The organism is Nocardia sp. NPDC050710, assembly GCF_040654375.1.
Classification (GTDB): domain Bacteria; phylum Actinomycetota; class Actinomycetes; order Mycobacteriales; family Mycobacteriaceae; genus Nocardia.
Window position 1 is genome coordinate 305,310 of sequence record NZ_JBFAHV010000001.1, and the last position, 21,532, is coordinate 326,841.

The window sequence follows — 21,532 nt, forward strand, 5'->3', positions numbered from 1 at the left end:
CCGGCACCGGAGGCAACCATGAACAACGATACCGTCTTCCGTCGGCCGATCTCGCCGACCGAGCGTATGTACTTCCCGATGCGGGAGCTCGCTCCGCCATTCCTGATGCAGGTGGCGATCTCCGGCGTCGGCACCATCGAGCCGGACGAGTTGCGCCGCGCGATCGATGTCGCTGCCGGGGTCACCCCGGGGGCCCGATTGATCCGCCGAGGACGGGTGTGGGTGGACGGTCGCATCGCACCCGCGGTGCGCGTGGTGGACGGCCACACCATCCGGTATCCGGATCTCGAGGCAGATCCGGTGCTCACCAGCCCGATCGGACCGACCCCGGAGGCCACCGCCGAGGTGTTGCTGCTCACGGCCGAGCCGACCACCCTGGTACTCCGGGTGTTTCACGGCGTCATGGACGGCATGGGCGTGTCGCTGTGGATGACCAACCTCTTCCGTGCGCTGCGCGGCGAGGAGCCGATCGCACAACCCGATGCGGTCGCCGACGTCGAATTGGTGCGCCGGGTGGGTGCGCCCGGCAGGCCCGCGCTGATGGTGCCGAAGTACCGCGCCGCGGTCGGATACGGCAGGCAGATGCCCGGTGCGCACCGGCATCTGTTGCGGCAACGCACGATTCACGCCACCGGGGCCAGTGCGGTAGCCAAGGTCGCAGCGATTCTGGCTGCGCAGACACCCGGCACGTCGCGCATCATGATGCCGGTGGATTTGCGCAGGCACACTCCGGAGCTGCGTTCCACCGCCAATCTTGCGCTTCCACTGTTCCTCGACGTCGAGCCCGGACAGGACTGGACGCAGGTCAAGGAACAGATCAAGACGGGGCTGCGGGAACGGCGGGAGCTGAATCAGATGGCCGCCGCGAAACTCACCAGCATCCCCGACTCCGCCAATCGCGCATTGCTGCGGGCGCTGAACCGGCTGGGTTCCCGGTACGGCCGGAACCTGGCCTCCGCCACGGTCTCCTATATGGGCCGATTCGACCTCGAAGATCTGACGGTGCCCGGGTTCCGGCCGACGTCGGTTCAGGTACTGCCGCAGCACAGCGTCGCGATGCCACTGTTGTTCGGGATGATGGAATCCGGCGGACGCATCGAGCTCGGGGTGTCGGCACGCAACGGTGACGGTGTGGAGGATCGGCTCGAGGCGCTGCTGGATCGGATCGTCAGCACGCTGGAGCAGCAGTCGCCGGTCACGCCAGGGGGTCACGGTACGGACCACGCGCGATGACCGTCTGGGCTCGGATCGTCATCGCTCGGCCCCGTTCGGTGCTGGCCGTCGTCGTCGGCCTGATGCTGCTGCTCGGATTGTTCGGGGCCGATGTCACCGAGAAGGTGAGCGCGTCCGGGTTCACCGATCCGCACAGTGAATCGGCGCTGGTGGATCGCTTGGTGCAGCATCACTTCGGCGCGCAGAACCCCGATGTGATCGCGCTCTACACCGCACCGGATGGGCAGACGCTCGACGATATCGGCCCGCGGGTGCAGCAGGCCGTCGCCCGGATCGATCCCGCGCTGCTCCAGCGTCCGATCGAAACCTATTGGAACAGTGGGCCGCTGCGCAGCCAGTACCTGCGTTCGGCGGACAACAGGCAGGCCGTCGCGGTGGTCTTCACCGCGGGCGACGACGATCAGCGTCTCGCCGCCTACCCGGATATCGAAGCGGGACTGCGGGTTCCCGGCATCAGCACGAAGCTCTCGGGCTACAGTGCGCTGTCCACCGAGATCACCCGCCAATCGCAACACGATCTGGTTCTGGCGGAATCGATTTCGCTGCCCATTACACTGCTGATCCTGGTGCTGGTCTTCGGTGGGATCGTCGCGGCCTCGCTACCGGTCGCCGTCGGCGCGCTATCGGTTCTCGGCGCGCTCGGCGCGCTGCGCGTACTCACCGAATTCACCCAGGTGAGCACCTTCGCGGCCAATATCGCCTCACTGCTCGGCCTCGGTATGGCCATCGACTACGGCCTGTTCCTGGTAACCCGCTTCCGCGAGGAGATCGGCGCCGGTCGTGATGTGCCCACGGCGGTCGAACGGACCTGCACGACCGCCGGTCGCACCGTTGCCTTTTCGGCGCTGCTGCTGATCTGCGCATTCGCGGGCGCCTTCGTCTATCCGCAGGCGGTGCTGCGTTCACTGGGGTTCGGCGCGATCGCCGCGGTGGCGCTCGCGGCCGGGCTCTCGCTCACTGTGTTGCCCGCCATGCTGGCGCTGTTCGGCGCGCGGATCGGTCGCTCTCGGACGCGTGCGGGCACCGAACAGTTCTGGGGCCGGGTGGTGGATGCGGTGCTACGCAGGCCCGGCACCGTCACCATCGCGGTGGGTGCGGTACTGCTCGTGCTCGCGACGCCGCTGCTCGGTATCCGGCTCGGCGATATCGATCACCGGGCATTGCCTGCGGGTAATGCGATGCGGGCGACGGTGGACGAGCTCACCGCCACCTTCCCGGCGGCATCCAGCGGCGTCACCGCGGTGCTGCGCGGCGACGACGGGACCCCGCCGCAGTCGGCCGCCGTGGACGCGGCCACCCACGATATCGGTGCGGTGCCCGGGGTGCGCTCGGTCATGCAGGTCGGTCGCACCGGTGATTTCGTGGTGCTGCACGCCTTCCTCACCGCGACCGACCGCAGCGAGGCCGCCACCGCCGCGGTCCGCGAGATCCGCGCGCTGGATCCGCCCGAGGGCACCACGATTCGGGTCGGCGGTGATACGGCGGCCACACTCGACAGCGTCGATTCCATCGTGCACCGCATGCCGCTGATGATCCTGGCCATGGTGCTGGCGACGGTACTGCTGCTGCTCGCGGCCTTCCGCTCGATCATATTGCCGATCAAGGCCGTGGCCATGGCATTTCTCAGTCTCGCCGCCACTTTCGGGGTATTGACCTGGATCTTCTACGACGGGCACTTCGCCGGACCGCTCGGGGTCAGCCAGGGGCCGATCGCGGCGGGCATGCTGGTGCTCATCATCGCCGTGGTCTTCGGATTGTCCACCGACTACGAGGTTTTCCTGCTGTCCCGCATGGTGGAGGCGCATCATGCGGGCGCCGACACCGCCGCTGCGGTCCGCATCGGTACGGTGAAAACCGCGCGCGTCATCACCGCCGCGGCCGTCCTGCTGATCTTCGTCACCGGCGCCTTCACCCTCTCCCCGCTCACACCCATGCGTTTCCTCGGGCTCGGCATGATCATCGCGCTGATCATCGACGCCACCCTGGTTCGCATGCTGCTGGTGCCGGCGCTGGTGCAACTGATGGGGCCGGCGAACTGGTGGCTGCCCGGCGGGAGGCGGCCGAAGCGGCAACCGGCCACGGTTCTGGAAAAGTCCGAACACGCTGCCACCGCGACCCTCTGACACCGGGTCACGATCGGCCGAATGCCGAGGCCGTTCGGGGGCGGCCTCGGTATTTCGGACGCGGGACCGGCCCCACAGCGCATATGTCGGCGAATTGCCCAACATATCCGGACAGATCTGTGTTTCGATGGAACCGGTTTCGGGGCACGCACGTCACTATGGGCAGACGCGACTAGGGGAAGGGGCGACCGGGTATGGCCGAGGAGAGTCCGTTCGGGGCGTACATCGAGGACGCGAAGTCGGGGGCGTTGAAGGTGCGGATGGAACCGCAGGTCTTCATCGACCTCGATGCCGCCTGCCAGACCCTCATCGATGAATTGACGGTGGCGCAGTTGGACGCCCGGTCACTCGGTGAGAAGGAGTACTGGGGGCTCGGGGAGGACCATGCCCGCCTGTGGTCGGCCGTCGAGTTGGTGAAACTGTTCCGGGAGAAGGCTTTCGGCGGCCCGAACAGCGCCTACGACACTCTCGGCGAGTACATCACCGTCGCCACCGAGATCCAGGCGCTGTTCAACACCATTCGCGAGACCTACGAGCGCACCGACGAGGATTTCGCCCGCCGGATTCGCGAGATCCGCGTATGAGCGGAGGGAGTACGCGAATCGGATGCTGTCGCGAGTCGCACCCGCCGGAGCCGAGCGTCAGCGGGGCGAAGGCATGAGCGCGCCGACGGTACGACGCCGGATAGCTCTCAGCGGCGCGGTCATTGCGGGTGCGCTGGCGTTGGCCACCGGCTGCGGCGACGGTGACGCATCGGCGCCCACCACGTCGGCCGCCGGCACCACGACACCGTCCTCGGCGACCACCTCGGGACCGGTGACCTCGAACGCATCCGCCGCGTTCGATCCCTGCACCGCGCTGACCCCGCAGTTCCTGGCGCAACACCGGTGGGATGCCCGCACGCCGGAACCGAAGCAGACCAGCACCGGTGGGTTCACCTGGCAGGGCTGTGCCTATCTCGCGCAGGCTCGCTACACCTTCGTCGTTCAGACGACCAACGGGACCTTGGCCGATATCCGGCAGAAGTTCCCCACCGCCGCCGATATCACCGTGGGCGGCCGAAAAGCCATGCGTTACGAGGCTCGCCCCGATGTGCCCGGCGGCTGCACCGTCAATGTGGAGATGAAGTCCGGCTCGCTGTACATCCTCGTCGACGATCCGCGCGGCGTGCACCCCCGCAAGCTCACCCCCTGCGATAACGCGACCGAGATCGCCGAGGCGGTGGTTCCGCTACTCCCAGCGGGGAGCTGACCGGGCACATCCGACGCGGCCCGAGCCGGCGATCCCACGGTTCAGTGCACGGAACCCACCGTGTCGCGTACCTCGCGATCCACCCCGCCGACCCCGAACCACCGTTCCATGGCGGCCCGAAGTGACTCTCGCTCAACAGCATTCGGATGCGTCGTGGCGCTCGCCCATGCCACGTAGGAGTCCGGTCGCAGCAACAGCCCGGTGATCCCGGAGTCGGGTGCGACGGGGCGGGCGGCAATGACGTCGACCCGGTCCCGCCATCCCGCGACCACCTCGGCCAGTGTCGTGTCGCCGGTCAGGTCGAGCAGTAGTGGCCGTGCGGTGCGGGTCAACTCCGCCAGCCGCACGGGACCCGCGGCCGTGATCAGCTCCAGATCGGGGGCGCAACGGCCGACCAGCGGGTGTGCCGCGGATTCACCCATGGCGTAACGGATGTCGGAGCCCGCGATCAGCTCGGCCAGATGGCCGATCGTCGCCGTGTCGTCGAGCAATTCGGTGAAGAGTTCACGCAGGGCGGTCACATCGCTGCCGGGTGCGATCAACGCGGACTGGGCCTGGGACGACATCACCGTGCGCCGCGCCGCCGACCTGCGTTCATGTTCGTAACTGTCGAGCAGCCCGGATGGTGCGCGGCCGTGCAGCTCGGCCGCCAGCTTCCAGCCCAGATTCATCGAATCCTGGAGGCCCACATTCAATCCGGGGCCACCGCCATTGGCGAACACGTGGGCCGCGTCTCCGGCCAGGAAGATCCGCCCGTTCCGGAAGGCCGCCGCCACCCGGGTATTGCCGCCCACCATCCGGCGTAGCACGTGCGGTCCGTCGCCCGACGGCGGCGCGAGGGGCAGGTCGACGCCGAGCACCCGGCCGATGCTCGCGCGCATGTCGGCGAGAGTCATCGGTTCCTCCGTCTCCGGCTTCTGCCATTCGGTGGTGCTGACCAGTGCCGGATGCCCCGGGAAGGGCGCGTACGAGAAACCCCCGGTCTCGGTGCGCAGCGGGAGGAACGGCCGGATGCGGCCGTATCCGGGGACCACGAGCTCACCCGTGCCGGGATCGACCCATTCGGCCGGAACGGTGGCGTGGACGGTGCGGGTGATCCTCCCGTCGTAACTGACGCCGGGAAAGTCGATCCCGGACAGCTTGCGTACCGCGCTGCGTCCCCCGTCGGCGCCGACGAGGTAGCGGGTATGCAATGTCCGCATGCCCGTGGCATCCGAAACCCGCAGCGTGACAGTGTCATCACCGGCGACGAGCCCGACCACCTCACTGCCGCGCCGGATCTCGGCGCCGAGTTCCACGGCACGCTGCTCCAGCACCTGCACAATGCGCTGCTGCGGCGCCGGCAGGTTGTAGACCGGGCTCTGCTCGAGCCGGCTCAGATCCAGCGGTAGCGCGGAGAACATGAAGTAGGACGAATTCGGCTGCGGCGGTCGCTTACTGCCGCTGAGGCTTTCGTACAGTCCGCGCCGATCGATCATCGGCACGATCTGTCCGACCAGGCCGTTGGCCTTCGGCTCCGTACTGGGCTCCGACAGCCGCTCCAGCACGATCGGCCGAATCCCGGCCAGGCCCAACTCGATGGCGAGCATGAGCCCGACCGGACCCGCTCCGACGATGACGACATCCGGGGTCACAGCGAAGTTCTCCTTCATTTCGGCACCGGCAGACCAGCGGCGAGCTGCTCGAGCGCGTCGTCGAGCAAAGGCAACACCGCCAGCGGTGGATCAGTGCTCAGGCCGTGTTCGATGGCCACCGAGCATGCCGCCCCGACGGCGCCCGCGACCAGTTTCGGATAGAGGTCCTCCACGGCATCGGTGCCGGTACGTTCGGCGATCGCCGCCGCCAGTGCGTGCTGCGCGGTCGCGCTCGCCGCGAGTACCGCGGCTTGTACGGCGGGCTCGGCCAGTATCCGCCGGATCCCCTCGGCCCAGCGCCGATCGCCGGGCGCGTCGGCATCGGTGTCCGCGCCCAGTGCGAACCTATCCCGCACCGCGGCCGAAATCGCCTCCCACAGTGGCTCTTCGGACGGTCGCCGCCGCAGTTCCGCGGCGACCTGTTCCATCCGTGCCACATGGCGCGACGCGACCGCCTCGGCCTTGCTCGAGAAGTAGTTACGAAAGGTCCGCACGGAAACGTCGGCGGCCGCCGCGATGTCCTCGATGGTGACATTCGCCCAACCCCGCTCGACGCCGAGCCGGATCGTCGCCGCGCTCAACGCGATCCGGGTTTCCCGCTTCTTGCGTTCCCGCAATCCGATGGGCTCTCGCATGCACCCATGCTAGCAATTTTTGCCGATCAGGCAAGTTTGCCTTTTCGGCAGGTTTATTCTGTTTCCCCTTGTAAGTAGTCGAATCCCGCTGCCGCCAAGGCTTTTTCGGGATCGAGACGGAGGGCGAAGTCAGGTCGGCCATTCGGATGGCGCTGCGCCACCCCGGCTAGCGCACCATTCTCGGCGAACTCCGCGTCGACCTCGTAGCCGAGCCTGGATCGCTTCCTGACCGACGGCTATACCCCACCACCCCGGCCGCGATCGCCGACGATGCGGCGGTCGGCGAACGCACGGTCTACGTCCGGATCGGCACCAAGGCCGAACTGCTCAATCGCGCCATCGGCGTGGCCATCGTCGGCGATACCGCCGAGGTGCCACTGGTCGACCGTGAATGGCACCGGCGCATTTTCACGCACCCCCCTGCACGAGCGCGCCCGGATCTACGCCGACAATGCTGCCCGCATGATGTAACGCCTCGCCCCACCGATCGCCGTCGCCGGTCAGGCCGAATCGACCGCGCCCATCATCGCCGCGGCCGCCAAGGCGGGCCGCGGCGAAACCCAGGCCACTATCGCGGCCATCTGGACCGCGATGCGTGACGACGGTCTGCTCCATGCGGATATCGACCTACGCTGCGGCGACGGTGAATCGGATGCGCCGATGCGCGGGCCGCTCGGCTTCGTCCAGCAGCGCCACCGCGAAATCCTCCATGGAGATGGTCGAGTCACCATTGGCGTCGGCGAGCAGTTCGTCGACGCCCAACCGGTAGACGCCGGTGCGCACACCCGGGACCAATTCGGCGGGCGGGCTCACATAGGCCCACTCCGCGACGGTTTCGGTCCGGCACAGCGCCAGCTGTTCGGCGCACGCCTGCGCGATTGCCCGCAATTCGGCCGGGAAATCCGGTGATTCGTGCAATGTCAGCCCGTCCGCGCCGGGCAGCAGCAGGGTGGACGCGCCGCCGACCACCAGCAGTCGCACCCCGGTCCGGGCCAGACCGGCCAGTAGCACCGCCGTGACGGCGGGCAGCTCCGATTCCCGGCCGACTCCCGGACGAGTCGCGGTGATGACGAGATCCTGTCCGGCACTGAGCGATTCGACATCGCTTCGATTACTCGCATCGCCCGTCCGAATCGTCGCGCCCGCGGGCACGCCGTCCGCTCTGGCGAGATCGCGGACCACCGCGGTCACCTCGTGTCCGCGGGTCAGCGCCTCCGCGACAACCCGCCGTCCCACGTCACCCGCCGCGCCGAACACCGTGATGCGCATAATCCCTACCTCCTGAAGCGTCGATTACTCAGCACTAAGGAACATAGTTCAACGCTAAGAAAAATCCCGTTATGAGATACCTCACCGCTGAGGTATCCGCTAAGCTGCGGCAGTGACCGATCACGTCGACCAGGTACTGGCCCAATGGGCACGTCAGCGACCGGACCTCGACGTCTCCCCCATGGCCGTACTGGGCCGCCTGAGCAGGCTCTCACTGCTGACGGGCGCGGAAATGCGGAAAACCTTTGCCGCACACGGACTCGACGCCGCCTCCTTCGATGTACTGGCCACCCTGCGCCGCAGCGACCCACCGCACAGCCTCACCCCCACCGAGCTCATGCACTCGGCAATGGTCACCTCCGGCGCCATCACACAGCGCCTGGACCGCCTCGAGGAACGCGGGCTGGTCATCCGAACCCGCAGCGAATCGGATGGCCGCGGTATCCAGGTGGCACTCACCGATACCGGCCGCACCCTCATCGATGCGGCCCTCCCCGATCACGTCATCACGGAGGAGCGGCTACTGGCCCCGCTCTCCCCCACCCAACGGGCACGGCTGGCCGCTACCCTGCGCACATTGCTCGAATCTCTCGGCGACACAATCTGATTCGCCTACCTTCACAGACTCATCTCTCAGCTGCGGTGGCGCGGATCCCGGCGAGAATAACGCGCAGGCCGTGCTCGAATTCCGTGTCGAAGTCGGCGTCGAATACGTCGGCCACCATCCGGGCGGTGCGTGGGTAGCGCTCGGCGTCGATAATGAGTTCGATCCGCTCCGGTCGATAGGGATTGTCGTCGCCGTATTCCGCGCCGGTTCGCGACTGCTCTTCGATGACGTAGCCGACGGTGTAGTGCAACAGGATCGGGAAGATACGACCCGCCTCGGGCATTCCGAAGCCCGCGTCCTCGAGCGTGCGCAATGTCAATTCGACAGTGCGCCACATGGCTTCGTCGCTGATGTAGGTCCCGGCCAACACCTTCGCTCCGTCGCGGTAGCGCAGCATCGCGTGGCGTAATCGCGCGGTAAGCCCGACGAGCCAGTCCTGCCAGTCCTCACCCTGTCGCGGCGCTTCGATGCCGTCGACCGCGGAGATGAAGACTGATTGCGCCATCACATCCAGCAAATCGCGCTTGTTCTTGACATGCCAGTAGAGCGCGGGCGCCTGCACATCCAGTGCGGCGGCCACCTTGCGCATGGTCAGTCCGTCCAGACCGACTTCGTCGAGCAGCCCCAGCGCGGCCTCGGCGATTACCCGGGCATCAAGCTTCACCGTGCCCTCCTTTCATCCTTGACACCTTAACAATATTCTGGTCTCCTTAACAACGTTAAATCACTTAACGGTGTTAAGGACACAGTCATGGACACGACCGATGTGGTGATCGCCGGAGCCGGACCGACCGGCCTGATGCTGGCCTGCGAATTGCGCCTCGCCGGAATCGCGGTGACCGTGGTCGACGGACTGCCCGCACGCACCGGCGAGTCACGGGCGGGCGGCATCCACGCCAGGACCATGGAGATCTTCGATCAGCGCGGACTCCTCGATCGTCTGCTCCCACAGGGCCGCCCCATTCAAGCCGGGCACTTCGGCGGGCTGCCGCTGGATTTCGCCGACTTCGACACCCGCTACCCCTACACGCTCGCCGTCCTCCAGTCGGTGATCGAGCGCGAACTCGACAGCCGCGCCGAAGAATTGGGCGCACCGGTGCGATGGGGCGCACCGGTAACCGGAATCCGGCAGGATGGCGACGGCGTCGAGGTCGAACTCGGCGGACCCGACGGTCCGCGGTTGATCCGCGCGTCCTACCTGGTCGGCTGCGACGGTGGGCGCAGCGCGGTGCGCAAGCTCGCGGGCATCGACTTCGTCGGGTCCGACGCGACCATGACCGGGATGCTGGCCGATGTCGAACTGGCCGACCCACCCTCGGAGCCGTTCTTCGGACGGCGCCGCGGCGCCGGTGACTTCTCGGCGATCCAGTTCCAGCCCGGCTGGTACCGGCTGGTGGTCCAGCGGCACGATCGCGTCCTCGAGCGCGGCACCGAATTGAGCTTCGATGATTTCCGCGCCAACTTCGCCGAGATCGCGGGCACCGACTTCGGCATGCACAGTCCCCGCTGGGTGTCGCACTACGGCGACGCGGCCCGCCAAGCCGACCGGTACCGCGTCGGCCGGGTGTTCCTGGCCGGGGACGCCGCCCACATCCACTATCCGGCCGGCGGCCAAGGGCTGAACCTGGGCGTGCAGGACGCGGTCAACCTCGGCTGGAAACTCGCCGCCGCCGTACGAGGCACCGCATCGGAAGATCTGCTCGACACCTACGAGGCCGAGCGGTACCCGATCGCCGCGCGGGTACTGCACAACACCCGCGCCCAAACTGCCCTCTCCCGCGCGGGCGCGCACGCCGACGCGCTCCGCGACATCATGAGCGATCTGATCGACATGGACCCGGTGCGGCACCGGCTCGGCGCGATGATCACCGCGCTCGATATCCGCTACGACACCAAGGGCGAGCACCCGCTCGCGGGCCGCCGCGTACCCGATGTCGACCTGCGGACCGATGACGGCGACACCCGTGTGTGCGAGTTGCTACGCGCGGGCAAGCCGGTTCTGCTCTGCCGCAACGGAATTCGGCATATCGCCGGATGGGAGGACCGCGTCGATATCGTCGAGGCCCACAGCCGGACCGACCGTTGGACCGTACCCGGCGTAGGCGATATCGAGGTTCCCGCCGCCGTACTCATCCGCTCGGACGGCTACGCGGCGTGGGTGACCGATCAGCCGGGCGACGAGGGGCTGATCGAAGCGCTGACCACCTGGATCGGCCCCGCGGATTGACGGGGCACAGCCCCGAACGCTTCGGCGCGGGCGGCACCCGGGGCCCGAGAATCCGGCCTGGGCGGACATTTTCGCACGAAACCTACAGCTTGCTGCGATATTTCAGGAACAGTGGACGCTCAGGCCGGTGACGAAATCGTCGCGCGCGTCGCTGCGCTCCGGATGGACGAGACACTGCGCCGAACCACCTGATCGCGATACTCGGCTCCCCCGCTCCGACGGCCCGTCAGTGTGTGAGATCGATGCGGATGGTGAGCAGATTGGTGCCGAAGGCGCGGACCATCGTGCTGTTCATGCGCGGCAGAGTGGCCAGGCGGGCGATGGCATTGTCGTCCGGAAGCAGATGGGCGGTGCCGTGATGCCACTGCCCCTTGATGCGGACTCGAACCGCGGGGTCCGCCTTGATATTTCGGACGTAGTCGGAGTGGTCACCATGGTTGGAGACCATCCAGAACTGGTCGGCCACCCGCCGTCCACCGACCGGCGTACGGCGCGCCTGTCCGGATTTGCGGCCGGTGGTCTCCAGCAGGATCTGATCCCGCATGCGGGTGGTGATCGGATTGGCGATGCGACGGTGGAAGGCATGGTCGAGCCGGAGCCGCCACGGATTGGGTGTGGAAGTCATATACCGAGCATTGTCGAGACTGAGAGTCTCGTCAAGGTAGCATCGGATCATGTCCGATACGAACGCCCGCGCCCACACCGGCTCCCGCCGCAACGAGGCGGCACGCGCCGCGATCCTCGCGGCCGCCGCCGAACTGCTCGCCGAACACGGCAGCTCGGGCGTGACGGTGGACCGGATCGCGGCGCACGCCGGGGTCGGCAGACAGACCATCTACCGCTGGTGGCCGTCGAAGGACGCGGTACTGCTCGATGCCCTGGTGCACTCGGCCGAAGCGGCCGTACCGGTTCCCGACACCGGAAGCCTGCGCGCGGATCTGGAGATCTTCCTCCGCGAGACCTTCCTCGCGGCGGGTATAGAACGCAACCGTCAGGCTCTGATCGCGGCGGTGGTTGCCGCCAGGGACGATCCGGGTCTGGCCGGATCCCTCGACGATTTCCTCATCCGCCGCCGCGCCGCTCTCTCGGAAGTGCTGCGGCGCAGCCACTCTCGCGGCGAACTCGGTTCGGACTCCGGAATCGAGCTCGCCGTCGAACAGGCCTTCGGTGTGCTCTGGTATCGAATCCTGTTCCGCCCCGCCGCCCTGGCCCCGGCCGACGCCGCCGAGTTGGCCGCGGCCCTCACCGCGCAGTTGCATGGAACCTCGACGGGACAGCGGACTGCCACACCGTGAGGGATGCTGCTGTGCCGCAATGGATCAGCCCCATGTCGATCCGGTCGTCATTGCCGAAAACGCCGTGCCCTACACGGCGGAGAGGCGAATAACGACCGGCGCGGGCGAATACATGCGCGCCGACGCCGGGAATCGGCGTCAGCTGTCGAAGGCGTCGAGGATCTGCTCGGCGGCCAGGGCGGCGGTGAGAGTGCCCTCCCGGACCTGCTTTTCGACCTCGGCCCGAATGGCTTTCACCTTCGGATTGTCGGCGAGACGGCGCAGGAGTTGGTCGTACACCATGGTCCAGGTCCAGTCGACCTGCTGGCGGCGGCGCTTCTCGTCGAACTCGCCCGCATCGGTGAGGACCCTGCGGTGTTCCAGGACGGTGTCCCAGAACTTATCCAGCCCGACGCCTTCCAAACCACTCATGGTGAGAACCGGTGGCCGCCACAGCGCGTCGTGCGGATGGATCAAACGCAGTGCGCCCGCGAGTTCACGGGCGGCTGCCTTCGCCTCGATCTCGTGTTTGCCGTCGGCCTTGTTCACCGCGACCAAGTCGGCGAGTTCCAGCACGCCCTTCTTGATGCCCTGCAACTGATCTCCGGTGCGGGCCAACGTCAGGAAACAGAAGACGTCGACCATATTCGCGACGGTGACCTCCGACTGACCGACCCCGACGGTCTCCACGAGGATCACGTCGTAGCCCGCGGCCTCGAGCAGCACGATGGTCTCGCGGGTCGCCTTGGCGACGCCGCCCAGCGTGCCCGCGGTCGGCGAGGGCCGGATATAGGCGTTGCGCTCCACCGACAGTCGCGCCATCCGCGTCTTGTCGCCGAGAATGGAACCGCCGGTGCGGGTGGAGGAAGGGTCGACGGCGAGTACCGCCACCCGATGCCCCTTACCGATCAGGTACATGCCGAGTGCGTCGATGAACGTCGACTTACCGACGCCGGGAACGCCCGTGATGCCGACGCGGTTCGACACCACCGCACTCGCCGAGCTCTCCGGCTGCGGCCGCAGCTTCAGCAGCAATCGCTGCGCCAGGGCCCGGTGGTCGGCCCGGGTCGACTCGACCAGCGTGATCGCGCGCGCCACGGCCGCCCGCTCATTGTTGCGGACCGCCGTGGCGAGTGCGTCGACATCGATGGTGCGGCGCGCGGCCGCTCGCTGCTGGGCGGCCGAACCTGCTTCACTCATTCGGCCGCGGCACCGCTACCGATCTCGTGACCGAGTTCGGTCGCGAGCTTCTTCAGCAGATCGATCGCCGCGTCGGCGATGACGGTGCCGGGCGGGAAGATCGCGGCCGCACCGGCCTCGTAGAGCTCCTCGAAGTCGCCGGGCGGGATGACGCCGCCGACGATGACCATGATGTCGGGTCGCCCGGCATCGGCCAGTGCCTGCCGCAACGCGGGCACCAGCGTGAGGTGGCCTGCCGCCAGCGAGGAGACACCGACGACATGCACGTCGTTATCGGCCGCCTGCTGCGCCACCTCTTCCGGGGTCTGGAACAGCGGGCCCACGTCGACGTCGAAGCCGAGGTCGGCGAAGGCGGTGGCGATCACCTTCTGTCCTCGGTCGTGTCCGTCCTGGCCCATCTTCGCGACGAGGATGCGCGGGCGGCGACCTTCCGCCTCCGCGAACTCCTCGACGAGTTCGCTCGCCGTGGTGATATTGGTGACCTTCCCGGCCTCGTCGCGGTACACACCGGAGAGGGTACGGATCTCGGCCTGATGCCTGCCGTAGACCTTCTCCAGCGCGTCGGAGATCTCACCGACGGTGGCCTTGGCGCGCGCGGCGTCGATGGCCAGGGCGAGCAGATTGTTCTCCATGCCGCCCTCGGAAGAGGCGGCGGCACGGGTCAATTCGTTCAGCGCCCGCTCGACGGCGGCCGAATCCCGTTCGGCGCGTAGGCGTTCCAGCTTCTCGATCTGTTCGGCGCGCACCCGCGAGTTCTCGACCTTGAGAACCTCGACCTCGTGATCCTCTTCGACCTGATACTTGTTGACGCCGATCACCGGCTGCTGCCCGGTGTCGATGCGGGCCTGGGTGCGGGCCGCGGCCTCTTCGATGCGCAGCTTCGGGATGCCCTCGCCGATGGCCTGGGCCATACCGCCGTGCGCCTCCACCTCGGCGATATGCGCACGGGCGCGGTTGGCCAGCTGATGGGTCAGCCATTCGACGTAGTACGAGCCGCCCCACGGGTCGATCGGCCGCGTCGTATTGGATTCCTGCTGGATCAGCAGCTGGGTGTTGCGGGCGATGCGCGCGGAGAAGTCCGTCGGCAGCGCCAGCGCCTCGTCCAGGGCGTTGGTGTGCAGCGACTGGGTATGTCCCTGGGTGGCGGCCATCGCCTCGATGCAGGTGCGCGCCACATTGTTGTAGGCGTCCTGCGCGGTGAGCGACCACCCCGAGGTCTGCGAATGTGTGCGCAGCGACAGCGATTTCGCGCTCTTCGGATTGAACTTCGCGACCAACTCGCTCCAGAGCAGCCGTCCCGCACGGAGTTTCGCGACCTCCATGAAGAAGTTCATGCCGATCGCCCAGAAGAACGACAGCCGTGGCGCGAACTTGTCGACCTCCATACCCGCATCGATACCCGCCCGGATGTACTCCACGCCGTCGGCGAGGGTGTACGCCAGCTCCAGGTCGGCGGTCGCACCCGCCTCCTGAATGTGGTAGCCGGAGATGGAGATCGAGTTGAACTTCGGCATCTTCGCGCTGGTGTAGGCGAAGATGTCGGAGATGATCCGCATCGAGGGCTTGGGCGGATATATGTAGGTGTTGCGGACCATGAACTCCTTCAGAATGTCGTTCTGAATGGTTCCGGCCAGCTGTTCCGGCGCGACGCCCTGCTCTTCGGCCGCCACGACATACAGCGCAAGGATCGGCAGCACCGCGCCGTTCATCGTCATCGACACGGACACCTGGTCCAGCGGAATGTGGTCGAAGAGCTGGCGCATATCGAGGATGGAGTCGATGGCGACACCGGCCATACCGACGTCACCCTGTACGCGCGGGTGATCGGAGTCGTAGCCCCGGTGCGTCGCCAGGTCGAATGCGACCGATAGGCCCTTCTGACCGGCCTGCAAGTTACGACGGTAGAAGGCATTCGAGTCCGCGGCGGTGGAGAAGCCCGCGTACTGACGGATCGTCCACGGCTGGTTCACGTACATGGTCGGGTACGGACCGCGCACGAAGGGGGCGACACCGGGCACGCTGTCGAGTGGATAGCCTTCCGCGGCAACGGCATCCCGGTCGGCCTTGGTGAACACCGGCGGCACGTCGATGCCCTCGGGGGTCGCCCAGACCAGCTGTTCGGGGGTGTAGTGGTTGGCCGCGGCGGCCTCCGCGACGAACGTCTCGACCTGCGCGGCATCGACCGCCGCGGCCTCGGGCGCGTGCTCGTTGAGCGGTACGTCCGCGAAATTGCCGATTACGTGTTCGATTTCCCCGCGCTTATGAATGTGACTCAGTGTCATCAGGCTCCCACCTTCTCCAGCAGGCCGGACAGCGCCGCGACCGCATCGATCTTCGCGGCGAGGAATCCATCCGGGCGCTGTGCATCGCTCGACTCGGCGACGGCCTTCGCCGCACCGGCCAGCAGCACCGTCTCCACACCGGCCACGCGCAGGGCGTCCACCGCCGCGCCCGCCTCGGCGCCGTATCGGGCGTCCGAACCGCACAGCACGGCGATCGGCGCACCGGCTTCCGTTGCCGCCGTACCGATTCCGGCTACCTCGAGCGGGCCGGGATTGATCGATTCGATACCGCCCGAGGCCAGCAGGTTCGCGATGAACGTCACCCGGACATTGTGTTCAGCGACCGTGCCGAGCGGCACCAGCAGCGCCTTGGGCCGGGATCCGTTGGCCGCCAGGTACGCATCGGACCGGTTGCGCAGCGCCTCGAATGCGGCGCCGTACCGGGCAGCGAGTCCGCTGCCGCGAGCCGCCTCCGACAGCGGCTGCTCGGCCAGGTTCGGGAACTCGTTCACACCGGTGACCGCCGTCCTGCGGTGCGCGACATCGGAATCCCGCGCCGCCTTGGTCTCGGCGATCCGGTTCGCGAGCAGATCCGACTGCACGGCGGCCAGGTAGCCGCCCGCGGCCTCCAGTTCCTGCATGAACGCCCAAGCCTTGGCGGCGAGTTCGGCGGTGAGGTCCTCCACGTACCAGGAGCCCGCACCCGGATCCTGCACGTGACCCAGATGCGATTCCTCGAGCAGCAGCAGCTGCGTATTGCGAGCCATGCGGTCGGAGAACGACTTCGAGACACCGAGCTCACCGGCGGGCAAGGCGGAGTCGAAGGGCAGAACCGTCACGGTGTCCGCGCCACCGACACCCGCGCCGAAGGCCGCGAGGGTGGTGCGCAGCATATTCACCCACGGATCGCGCTGGGTCATCATGGCCGCCGAGGTCACCGCATGCTGTGGCGCGCCACCGAAATCCGGGGCACCGCACACCTGCGCCACCCGAGCCCAGAGCTGCCGTGCGGCACGGAATTTGGCGATGGTGGCGAATTGGTCGTCGGTCGCGGCGAAGCGGAACTCCAACTGGCCCAGCGCATCAGCGATGTCCTGGCCCTCGGTCAGCGCGCGCAGGTACTCCAGGCCCGCTGCCACCGCGGCACCCAGCTCCTGGGCGTCGGACGCGCCCGCATCGTGGAAGGCGGTGCCATCCACCGTGATCGCGCGCACGGTCTCCGGTCGCGCGATCGCCTGTCCGGCAAGGGCCAGCGCCTCCGGCAGCTCGACATCATCGGTTGCGGCGAACCGGCTGGTCAGCGGGGCAGCGCCGAGCGAAACCTGGATCGCGGCCCGGTCCGGCACCTGGTATTCGTCGAGCACAGCGAAAACCTGTGCCGCCGCGGCGGTTACCGTCGCGCCCGCGTCCAAGGTCAGCGGCGCGAGCTCGAACAGCAGCCCGGCGAGCGCGGTCGGCAGGTCGGCCACCGGCACACCCCGCTCCCCCACACCGAGCCGGACCGCACTGATCCCGTTCTCCAGTCCGGCCAGGATCTCCCGGTTCGCGGCGGCCACATCGCCGTCGGTCACCCGGGTGCCGACGAACCATCCGCGATGGACATCACGGGTCGCGTCCCGGCCCCGCACGAACGGGAACGCCCCCGGCAGCGGCTGCTCGGGCAGCTCGTCACGGCGGGTGTAGAGCGGGGCGATGGTGAGCCCGTCATAGGTGGTCTCCGCGAGCAGCCGCTCCGGCTCGTTCGGCAATTCGGCAATATCGACCCGACGGGCCTTCGCCAGCACGCCGGCCACTCCTTTACGCCACGCGGCGTACTCCGGCACCGGCTCCGCGGCCGGATCTGAAGCAATCGGCACTGCTTTCCCTCTTCCACTCGACACGGCCGCACCCACTGTGTGCGCCCGACACCGCCGCATTCGCCCAGGTCAGCGCGTACTTCGGTTAACGAGCATTCGTCCGTTTCTTCTGATGCTAGCGGCATGCCCCGCGGCGGTTGACCCTGGCCGCCACTACCAACCGGTAACCTTGCGCGGATGACCTGGCTGATCCGCAACCGGCGTATCGTCGCGCTGTTCCTCGGCGTCGGCGTCCTCTTCATCGCCGCGCTGCTGGTCCCGCTACCCAGCCCACAGCAGATCCAGGAGTGGGCGACCTCGGTGGGCGCCTGGTTACCCCTGCTCTTCTTCGCGATCTACGCCCTCGCCGCCACGGCCCCGATTCCTCGCACCGTCCTCACCGTGAGCTGCGGAGTGCTTTTCGGCCCGGCGCTCGGCATCGCCGTGGCACTGTCCGCCACCGCGACCGCGGCCGCCCTCGCCCTTTTACTCGTCCGGGCACTGGACCGCGATCAGGTCGCCTCCCGCCTGACCCATCCCGCCGTCCGCGCCATCGACAACCGCCTCGAACGCCGCGGCTGGCTCGCCGTCGGCTCGCTCCGCATGATCTCCTTCGCGCCCTTCTCGGTCGTCAATTACTGCTGCGGGCTCTCCTCGATCCGGTTCTGGCCTTATCTCGCCGCCACCGTTCTCGGCTCCCTCCCCGGCACCGTGGCCACCGTCATCCTCGCCGACGCTCTCACCGGCGGCACCCACCCGGCCATGTTCGCCATCTCCGCGATCTGCATCGCGCTGGGACTCGTCGGCCTCGTCGTCGATGCCCGCTGGGCCCCGAAGGAACCGAGCGTCCTCGAGCCGCAACCAGTCGCGGTCGCCGACTGATCCCCGCTGCCGTATGTCGGCCGCGATGCGGTCGCGGAGCACGCGGAGTGGACGGGGCGCAGTGTGATCGATATGCGCTGCGCGATCGACAACCTGCCCCGCGCGCGATCAGGGCCTGGTGCGCGCGGTCAGATCATCGAGAAGGATCATGACCTCACCCGCGCGCTTGACCACTTGGGTCAACTGGATCTTCAGTTCGATCACATCGGCGCCGACAACCGGATCGGATAGGTCGTGTGCCACCCGCTGCCATTCCGCGCCCGCGGTTACCTTGCCCAGCAACAGCTCCCGCTCCTCCGGTCCGGTGCCGCCGATGCGCCCGAAGATCTGGATCGAGGCGTGGGGTGAGCGCACCCACAGATTCAATGCCTCCAGGTGTCCGGGGATCGGAAAGGACTTGCCCGGCTTGGGGATCAGGGTGAACTCGAAATCGTCGGTGGCGGAGCGGATGAGAAGCGCGACAGCCCGGTAGTCCGCGCCCGCGGCGCCATTCGCGTAGACACCGGGCTCTTTGCTCGGCGCACCCTCCGCGAACGTGGTCATATGCGTCCGAGCCGCCCCGGCACCCGCGACATCCCAGTTGTCCTTGTTCTCGAAGTCGTCCAGGAGCACCTCGACCGATGCGTCAGACATCTTCGTTTCCCTTCATCCACACGTCACCGGACACGCTCCGGCCATTCATGAACACTACAAGTGGATGAAGGCGCGCATGCCCGGATCACCGTCGCTCGCGGATCCGGATCGGCGAAATATGCGCCCGCCGGGGTGGAATCAGTGCAGTGTGGCGAGGATATGCCTCGCGGATTCGGCGATCAGGTCCTCGCTGGGCTTCGCGTCGAATCCACCGGGTCGATCCGACATGATCGCCAGCACCAGCGGGGTACGCGACGGTGGTGTGACCACGGCGATGTCATTCGCACGCCCGTAGTTACCGGTGCCGGTCTTACCCGCGACCGACCATCCTTCGGGAACGGCAGCTTTGATTCGTTTCGCACCGGTGACGCTGCGCACGAGCCAGCCCGTCAGGAGTGCGCGCTTGTCGTCGGGTAGTCCCGAGCCCAGGAGGAGCATCCGGAAATCGGCGGCGATCGCTCGCGGGGTCGTGGTGTCGGACTCGTCGCCGGGGGCGACGCTGTTGAGTTCGGGCTCGTAGTTGTCCAACCGGCCGACCTGGTCGCCCAGGCCGCGCAGGTATTGGTTGAATCCGGCGGTCGCGCCGATATCGTCGAGCAGCAGGTTGCCCGCCGTGCCATCGCTATAGCGGACCGCGGCATCACACAGTTCGCCGATCGTCATCCCGGAGTCCACCCGGTTCTGGGTGATCGGCGAAATGGATCGGATGTCCTCCCGGGTGAAGGTCACCTGAGTATCCAAATGCGACAGTGGGTTTCGGGACAGCACCGCTGCCGCCGCGAGTGCCTTGAAGGTGGAGCAGAACGCGAAGCGCTCGTCGGCCCGGTATTCGAGCGTGGACTCGGCTCCCATGGCGAAGATGCCCAGGCGGGCATCGAATCTACGTTCCAGCTCGGCGAAGTGGGCCCCCGGATCCGGTGTCGGAGACAGGGCGGTGGCGGCCTCGCCGGTAGAAGTCTTCGCACATGCGGCCAACGGGGCGAGCAGCGTGAGGCCTAACAGAGCGCGACGCCCCGGATCGATACTCGCTGAGCGTGTCATGTCGTCCTCTCGTCGATCGTCATCGCGATGCGGGCCACGAGTTCATCGACAACGATGCCCGCGGGCGATGACCGCCGCAACGACCCCCGGCGCAACACTACTGGTTACCGCGTGGTGATCGTCCGCTCCGCCCACGGCGTACACCGCGAAGGCGAGAAGACCGGCTTATCGCAGCCCTGCACCTTGACGGTGTACACGGTCCCGGCACGGACATTCTTGATGGTGACGCCGCCGCCCGCACCCCCGCCGGTCTCGTGCTGGGATTCCGCCCGGCCCGGACGGCTCCAGCGGAAGTTGTAGTGGGAGAAGTCCTGGTGCCCGTCCCATCCGATGTGGACGGTCCTACCGCTCTGGTACAGCTCGGTAATGCACGGGCGATCCGCGGCGCACACGTTCGTCGGACTCGCCTGCGCGGTCGCCGGGAGCAGGACCGATATCGTGGCGGCGACCGCGAAGACGACTCCGATCAGGTACTTGTTGTTCATACGGCGATGATCTGGGCATCGCCTACGCAATCACCAACGGATTACCAACAAGCCAGGCAGGGCATACCGATCAGCGGCGCCCCATACGGACGGCCAGCTCGAACAACAGCACCACAAGAACCACCGCGGCCACCACCGCGATCCCGGACCGATCGTCCGCGTGACCGTACTCGATCACCGACCCGGCAATCAGCGCCGCGGCCGTGAAAACGAGCATGCGCTTCATGGACCTCAGTCTGCCTCTGAATCACCCGGCGACATACCGAATCACCCGGCGGGCAACATTCCGGAACAGATTCCATCCCTATAGGTCCGGTCGGTTTGGTTTCGGCGGAGGACTTTTCCCGGGAGGCAATTCTCTCGGAATTGTGCGGGTGCGGACGCAATGTAGCAGGTACATGGGCGCCGGGCCTCACGAACAGGTATCGAGTTCACCGGATCCGTCAAGGGGTCGATACGTCAGAACCACGGATTGCCATCGCTTCGGTGTTGCTCGAAATCCGCTGTAACACAGCGCGATACTCGGACCATAGGACAGACTGGGATCGGTCACCAGCAGGCAAGGATAAAGGGGAATGTGACTGTGGATGACTTCGACAAGGACGGGGTGGAGCTGTCCGTCGCGATCGAACTGCTGCGAAGCGAATTGGCCGACGCGATCACGGCCGGTCAGGGACAACGAGTGCGATTCGTCGCCGAATCGATCGAGCTCGAACTCGAACTCGGGGCCAAGGTGACGCGCAAAGCCGACGGGAAGCTGACGCTGTGGCGGGTGCTGTCGCTGGGCGGTGGCGCGGATTCGGAACGGGCGGCGAAGCATCGGCTCAAATTGGTGTTGAAACCCCGGGATACGGCGCTGGCCGCGGGGGATGAGACGCTGATCGGCGACGACGACGAATGACATGGTTCAGGGCTCGACCG

General features: G+C 67.2%; 23 protein-coding genes. 9 read left to right on the top strand and 14 right to left on the bottom strand.

The window, feature by feature from the left end; translation table 11 throughout:
- The first annotated feature begins 18 nt into the window (after positions 1 to 18).
- From AB0H61_RS01370 to AB0H61_RS01385, 4 genes are all read left to right on the top strand, one after another.
- The gene (locus AB0H61_RS01370; RefSeq protein WP_357297772.1) at positions 19 to 1,233 is read left to right on the top strand and encodes a peptide synthetase; all 1,215 of its coding nucleotides are present in this window, start codon (positions 19 to 21) and stop codon (positions 1,231 to 1,233) included.
- Entirely contained in the window at positions 1,230 to 3,356 is a 2,127-nt protein-coding gene (locus AB0H61_RS01375; RefSeq protein ID WP_357297774.1) for an MMPL family transporter, read from the top strand. The genes AB0H61_RS01370 and AB0H61_RS01375 overlap by 4 nt, the downstream gene beginning before the upstream one ends.
- 194 nt (positions 3,357 to 3,550) lie before the next feature.
- A complete protein-coding gene (locus AB0H61_RS01380) occupies positions 3,551 to 3,940 on the top strand; it encodes a hypothetical protein (protein WP_357297777.1) in 390 nt (129 codons plus the stop codon).
- Positions 3,941 to 3,962: 22 nt separating this feature from the next.
- Entirely contained in the window at positions 3,963 to 4,607 is a 645-nt protein-coding gene (locus tag AB0H61_RS01385) for a DUF3558 domain-containing protein (RefSeq protein WP_357297780.1), read from the top strand.
- Between the two features lie 41 nt (positions 4,608 to 4,648).
- On the opposite strand, the gene AB0H61_RS01390 is transcribed toward AB0H61_RS01385, so the two are convergent.
- The 5 genes from AB0H61_RS01390 to AB0H61_RS01410 all read right to left on the bottom strand — a co-directional run bounded on the left by AB0H61_RS01390 (position 4,649) and on the right by AB0H61_RS01410 (position 8,145).
- Entirely contained in the window at positions 4,649 to 6,259 is a 1,611-nt protein-coding gene (locus AB0H61_RS01390; RefSeq protein ID WP_357297782.1) for an FAD-dependent monooxygenase, read from the bottom strand.
- Positions 6,256 to 6,876: a TetR family transcriptional regulator gene (locus AB0H61_RS01395; protein WP_357297784.1), complete on the bottom strand. Its 621-nt coding sequence runs from the start codon at positions 6,874 to 6,876 to the stop codon at positions 6,256 to 6,258. The genes AB0H61_RS01390 and AB0H61_RS01395 overlap by 4 nt, the downstream gene beginning before the upstream one ends.
- Positions 6,877 to 7,112: 236 nt before the next feature.
- Positions 7,113 to 7,274, bottom strand: coding sequence for a hypothetical protein (locus AB0H61_RS01400; RefSeq protein ID WP_357297786.1), 162 nt, complete (start codon positions 7,272 to 7,274; stop codon positions 7,113 to 7,115).
- Positions 7,275 to 7,284: 10 nt separating this feature from the next.
- Positions 7,285 to 7,491, bottom strand: a complete 207-nt coding sequence (locus tag AB0H61_RS01405) for a hypothetical protein (RefSeq protein ID WP_357297789.1) — start codon at positions 7,489 to 7,491, stop codon at positions 7,285 to 7,287.
- Between the two features lie 12 nt (positions 7,492 to 7,503).
- Entirely contained in the window at positions 7,504 to 8,145 is a 642-nt protein-coding gene (locus AB0H61_RS01410) for an NAD(P)H-binding protein (protein WP_357297792.1), read from the bottom strand.
- Between the two features lie 112 nt (positions 8,146 to 8,257).
- Here AB0H61_RS01410 and AB0H61_RS01415 point away from each other — a divergent pair, with 112 nt between their 5' ends.
- Complete coding sequence (locus tag AB0H61_RS01415) at positions 8,258 to 8,752, top strand: MarR family transcriptional regulator (RefSeq protein WP_357297795.1); 495 nt, start codon at positions 8,258 to 8,260, stop codon at positions 8,750 to 8,752.
- Between the two features lie 19 nt (positions 8,753 to 8,771).
- On the opposite strand, the gene AB0H61_RS01420 is transcribed toward AB0H61_RS01415, so the two are convergent.
- The gene (locus AB0H61_RS01420) at positions 8,772 to 9,416 is read right to left on the bottom strand and encodes a TetR/AcrR family transcriptional regulator C-terminal domain-containing protein (RefSeq protein ID WP_357297798.1); all 645 of its coding nucleotides are present in this window, start codon (positions 9,414 to 9,416) and stop codon (positions 8,772 to 8,774) included.
- 87 nt (positions 9,417 to 9,503) lie between these two features.
- Between AB0H61_RS01420 and AB0H61_RS01425 the strand changes: the two genes are divergently transcribed.
- A complete protein-coding gene (locus AB0H61_RS01425; RefSeq protein WP_357297800.1) occupies positions 9,504 to 10,979 on the top strand; it encodes an FAD-dependent monooxygenase in 1,476 nt (491 codons plus the stop codon).
- Between the two features lie 226 nt (positions 10,980 to 11,205).
- Here AB0H61_RS01425 and AB0H61_RS01430 read toward each other — a convergent pair whose 3' ends face one another.
- The gene (locus AB0H61_RS01430) at positions 11,206 to 11,604 is read right to left on the bottom strand and encodes a nitroreductase/quinone reductase family protein (RefSeq protein WP_357297803.1); all 399 of its coding nucleotides are present in this window, start codon (positions 11,602 to 11,604) and stop codon (positions 11,206 to 11,208) included.
- A gap of 49 nt (positions 11,605 to 11,653) precedes the next feature.
- On the opposite strand from AB0H61_RS01430, the gene AB0H61_RS01435 reads away from it, so the two are divergent.
- Positions 11,654 to 12,274, top strand: a complete 621-nt coding sequence (locus AB0H61_RS01435) for a TetR/AcrR family transcriptional regulator (RefSeq protein WP_357297805.1) — start codon at positions 11,654 to 11,656, stop codon at positions 12,272 to 12,274.
- Between the two features lie 138 nt (positions 12,275 to 12,412).
- On the opposite strand, the gene meaB is transcribed toward AB0H61_RS01435, so the two are convergent.
- From meaB to AB0H61_RS01450, 3 genes are read right to left on the bottom strand one after another with little or no spacing between them, the layout of a single operon-like run.
- Entirely contained in the window at positions 12,413 to 13,453 is a 1,041-nt protein-coding gene (gene meaB / locus AB0H61_RS01440) for a methylmalonyl Co-A mutase-associated GTPase MeaB (RefSeq protein ID WP_357297808.1), read from the bottom strand.
- Complete coding sequence (scpA, locus tag AB0H61_RS01445; RefSeq protein WP_357297810.1) at positions 13,450 to 15,735, bottom strand: methylmalonyl-CoA mutase; 2,286 nt, start codon at positions 15,733 to 15,735, stop codon at positions 13,450 to 13,452. Before scpA ends, meaB begins: the two co-directional genes overlap by 4 nt.
- On the bottom strand, positions 15,735 to 17,591 hold the full coding sequence (locus AB0H61_RS01450; RefSeq protein ID WP_357297812.1) for a methylmalonyl-CoA mutase family protein: 1,857 nt from the start codon (positions 17,589 to 17,591) through the stop codon (positions 15,735 to 15,737). The genes scpA and AB0H61_RS01450 overlap by 1 nt, the downstream gene beginning before the upstream one ends.
- Positions 17,592 to 17,768: 177 nt before the next feature.
- Between AB0H61_RS01450 and AB0H61_RS01455 the strand changes: the two genes are divergently transcribed.
- Positions 17,769 to 18,452 carry a TVP38/TMEM64 family protein gene (locus tag AB0H61_RS01455; protein ID WP_357297814.1) on the top strand — a complete coding sequence of 228 codons (684 nt, stop codon included), beginning with the start codon at positions 17,769 to 17,771 and terminating at the stop codon, positions 18,450 to 18,452.
- A 108-nt stretch (positions 18,453 to 18,560) separates the two neighbouring features.
- Here AB0H61_RS01455 and AB0H61_RS01460 read toward each other — a convergent pair whose 3' ends face one another.
- From AB0H61_RS01460 to AB0H61_RS01475, 4 genes are all read right to left on the bottom strand, one after another.
- Complete coding sequence (locus AB0H61_RS01460) at positions 18,561 to 19,085, bottom strand: hypothetical protein (RefSeq protein ID WP_357297816.1); 525 nt, start codon at positions 19,083 to 19,085, stop codon at positions 18,561 to 18,563.
- Between the two features lie 138 nt (positions 19,086 to 19,223).
- Entirely contained in the window at positions 19,224 to 20,126 is a 903-nt protein-coding gene (gene bla, locus AB0H61_RS01465; protein ID WP_357297818.1) for a class A beta-lactamase, read from the bottom strand.
- Between the two features lie 104 nt (positions 20,127 to 20,230).
- Positions 20,231 to 20,611: a hypothetical protein gene (locus tag AB0H61_RS01470; protein ID WP_357297821.1), complete on the bottom strand. Its 381-nt coding sequence runs from the start codon at positions 20,609 to 20,611 to the stop codon at positions 20,231 to 20,233.
- Positions 20,612 to 20,681: 70 nt separating this feature from the next.
- Complete coding sequence (locus AB0H61_RS01475; RefSeq protein ID WP_357297823.1) at positions 20,682 to 20,837, bottom strand: hypothetical protein; 156 nt, start codon at positions 20,835 to 20,837, stop codon at positions 20,682 to 20,684.
- Between the two features lie 351 nt (positions 20,838 to 21,188).
- On the opposite strand from AB0H61_RS01475, the gene AB0H61_RS01480 reads away from it, so the two are divergent.
- The gene (locus AB0H61_RS01480; protein ID WP_357297825.1) at positions 21,189 to 21,512 is read left to right on the top strand and encodes a trypco2 family protein; all 324 of its coding nucleotides are present in this window, start codon (positions 21,189 to 21,191) and stop codon (positions 21,510 to 21,512) included.
- Positions 21,513 to 21,532: the final 20 nt, after the last annotated feature.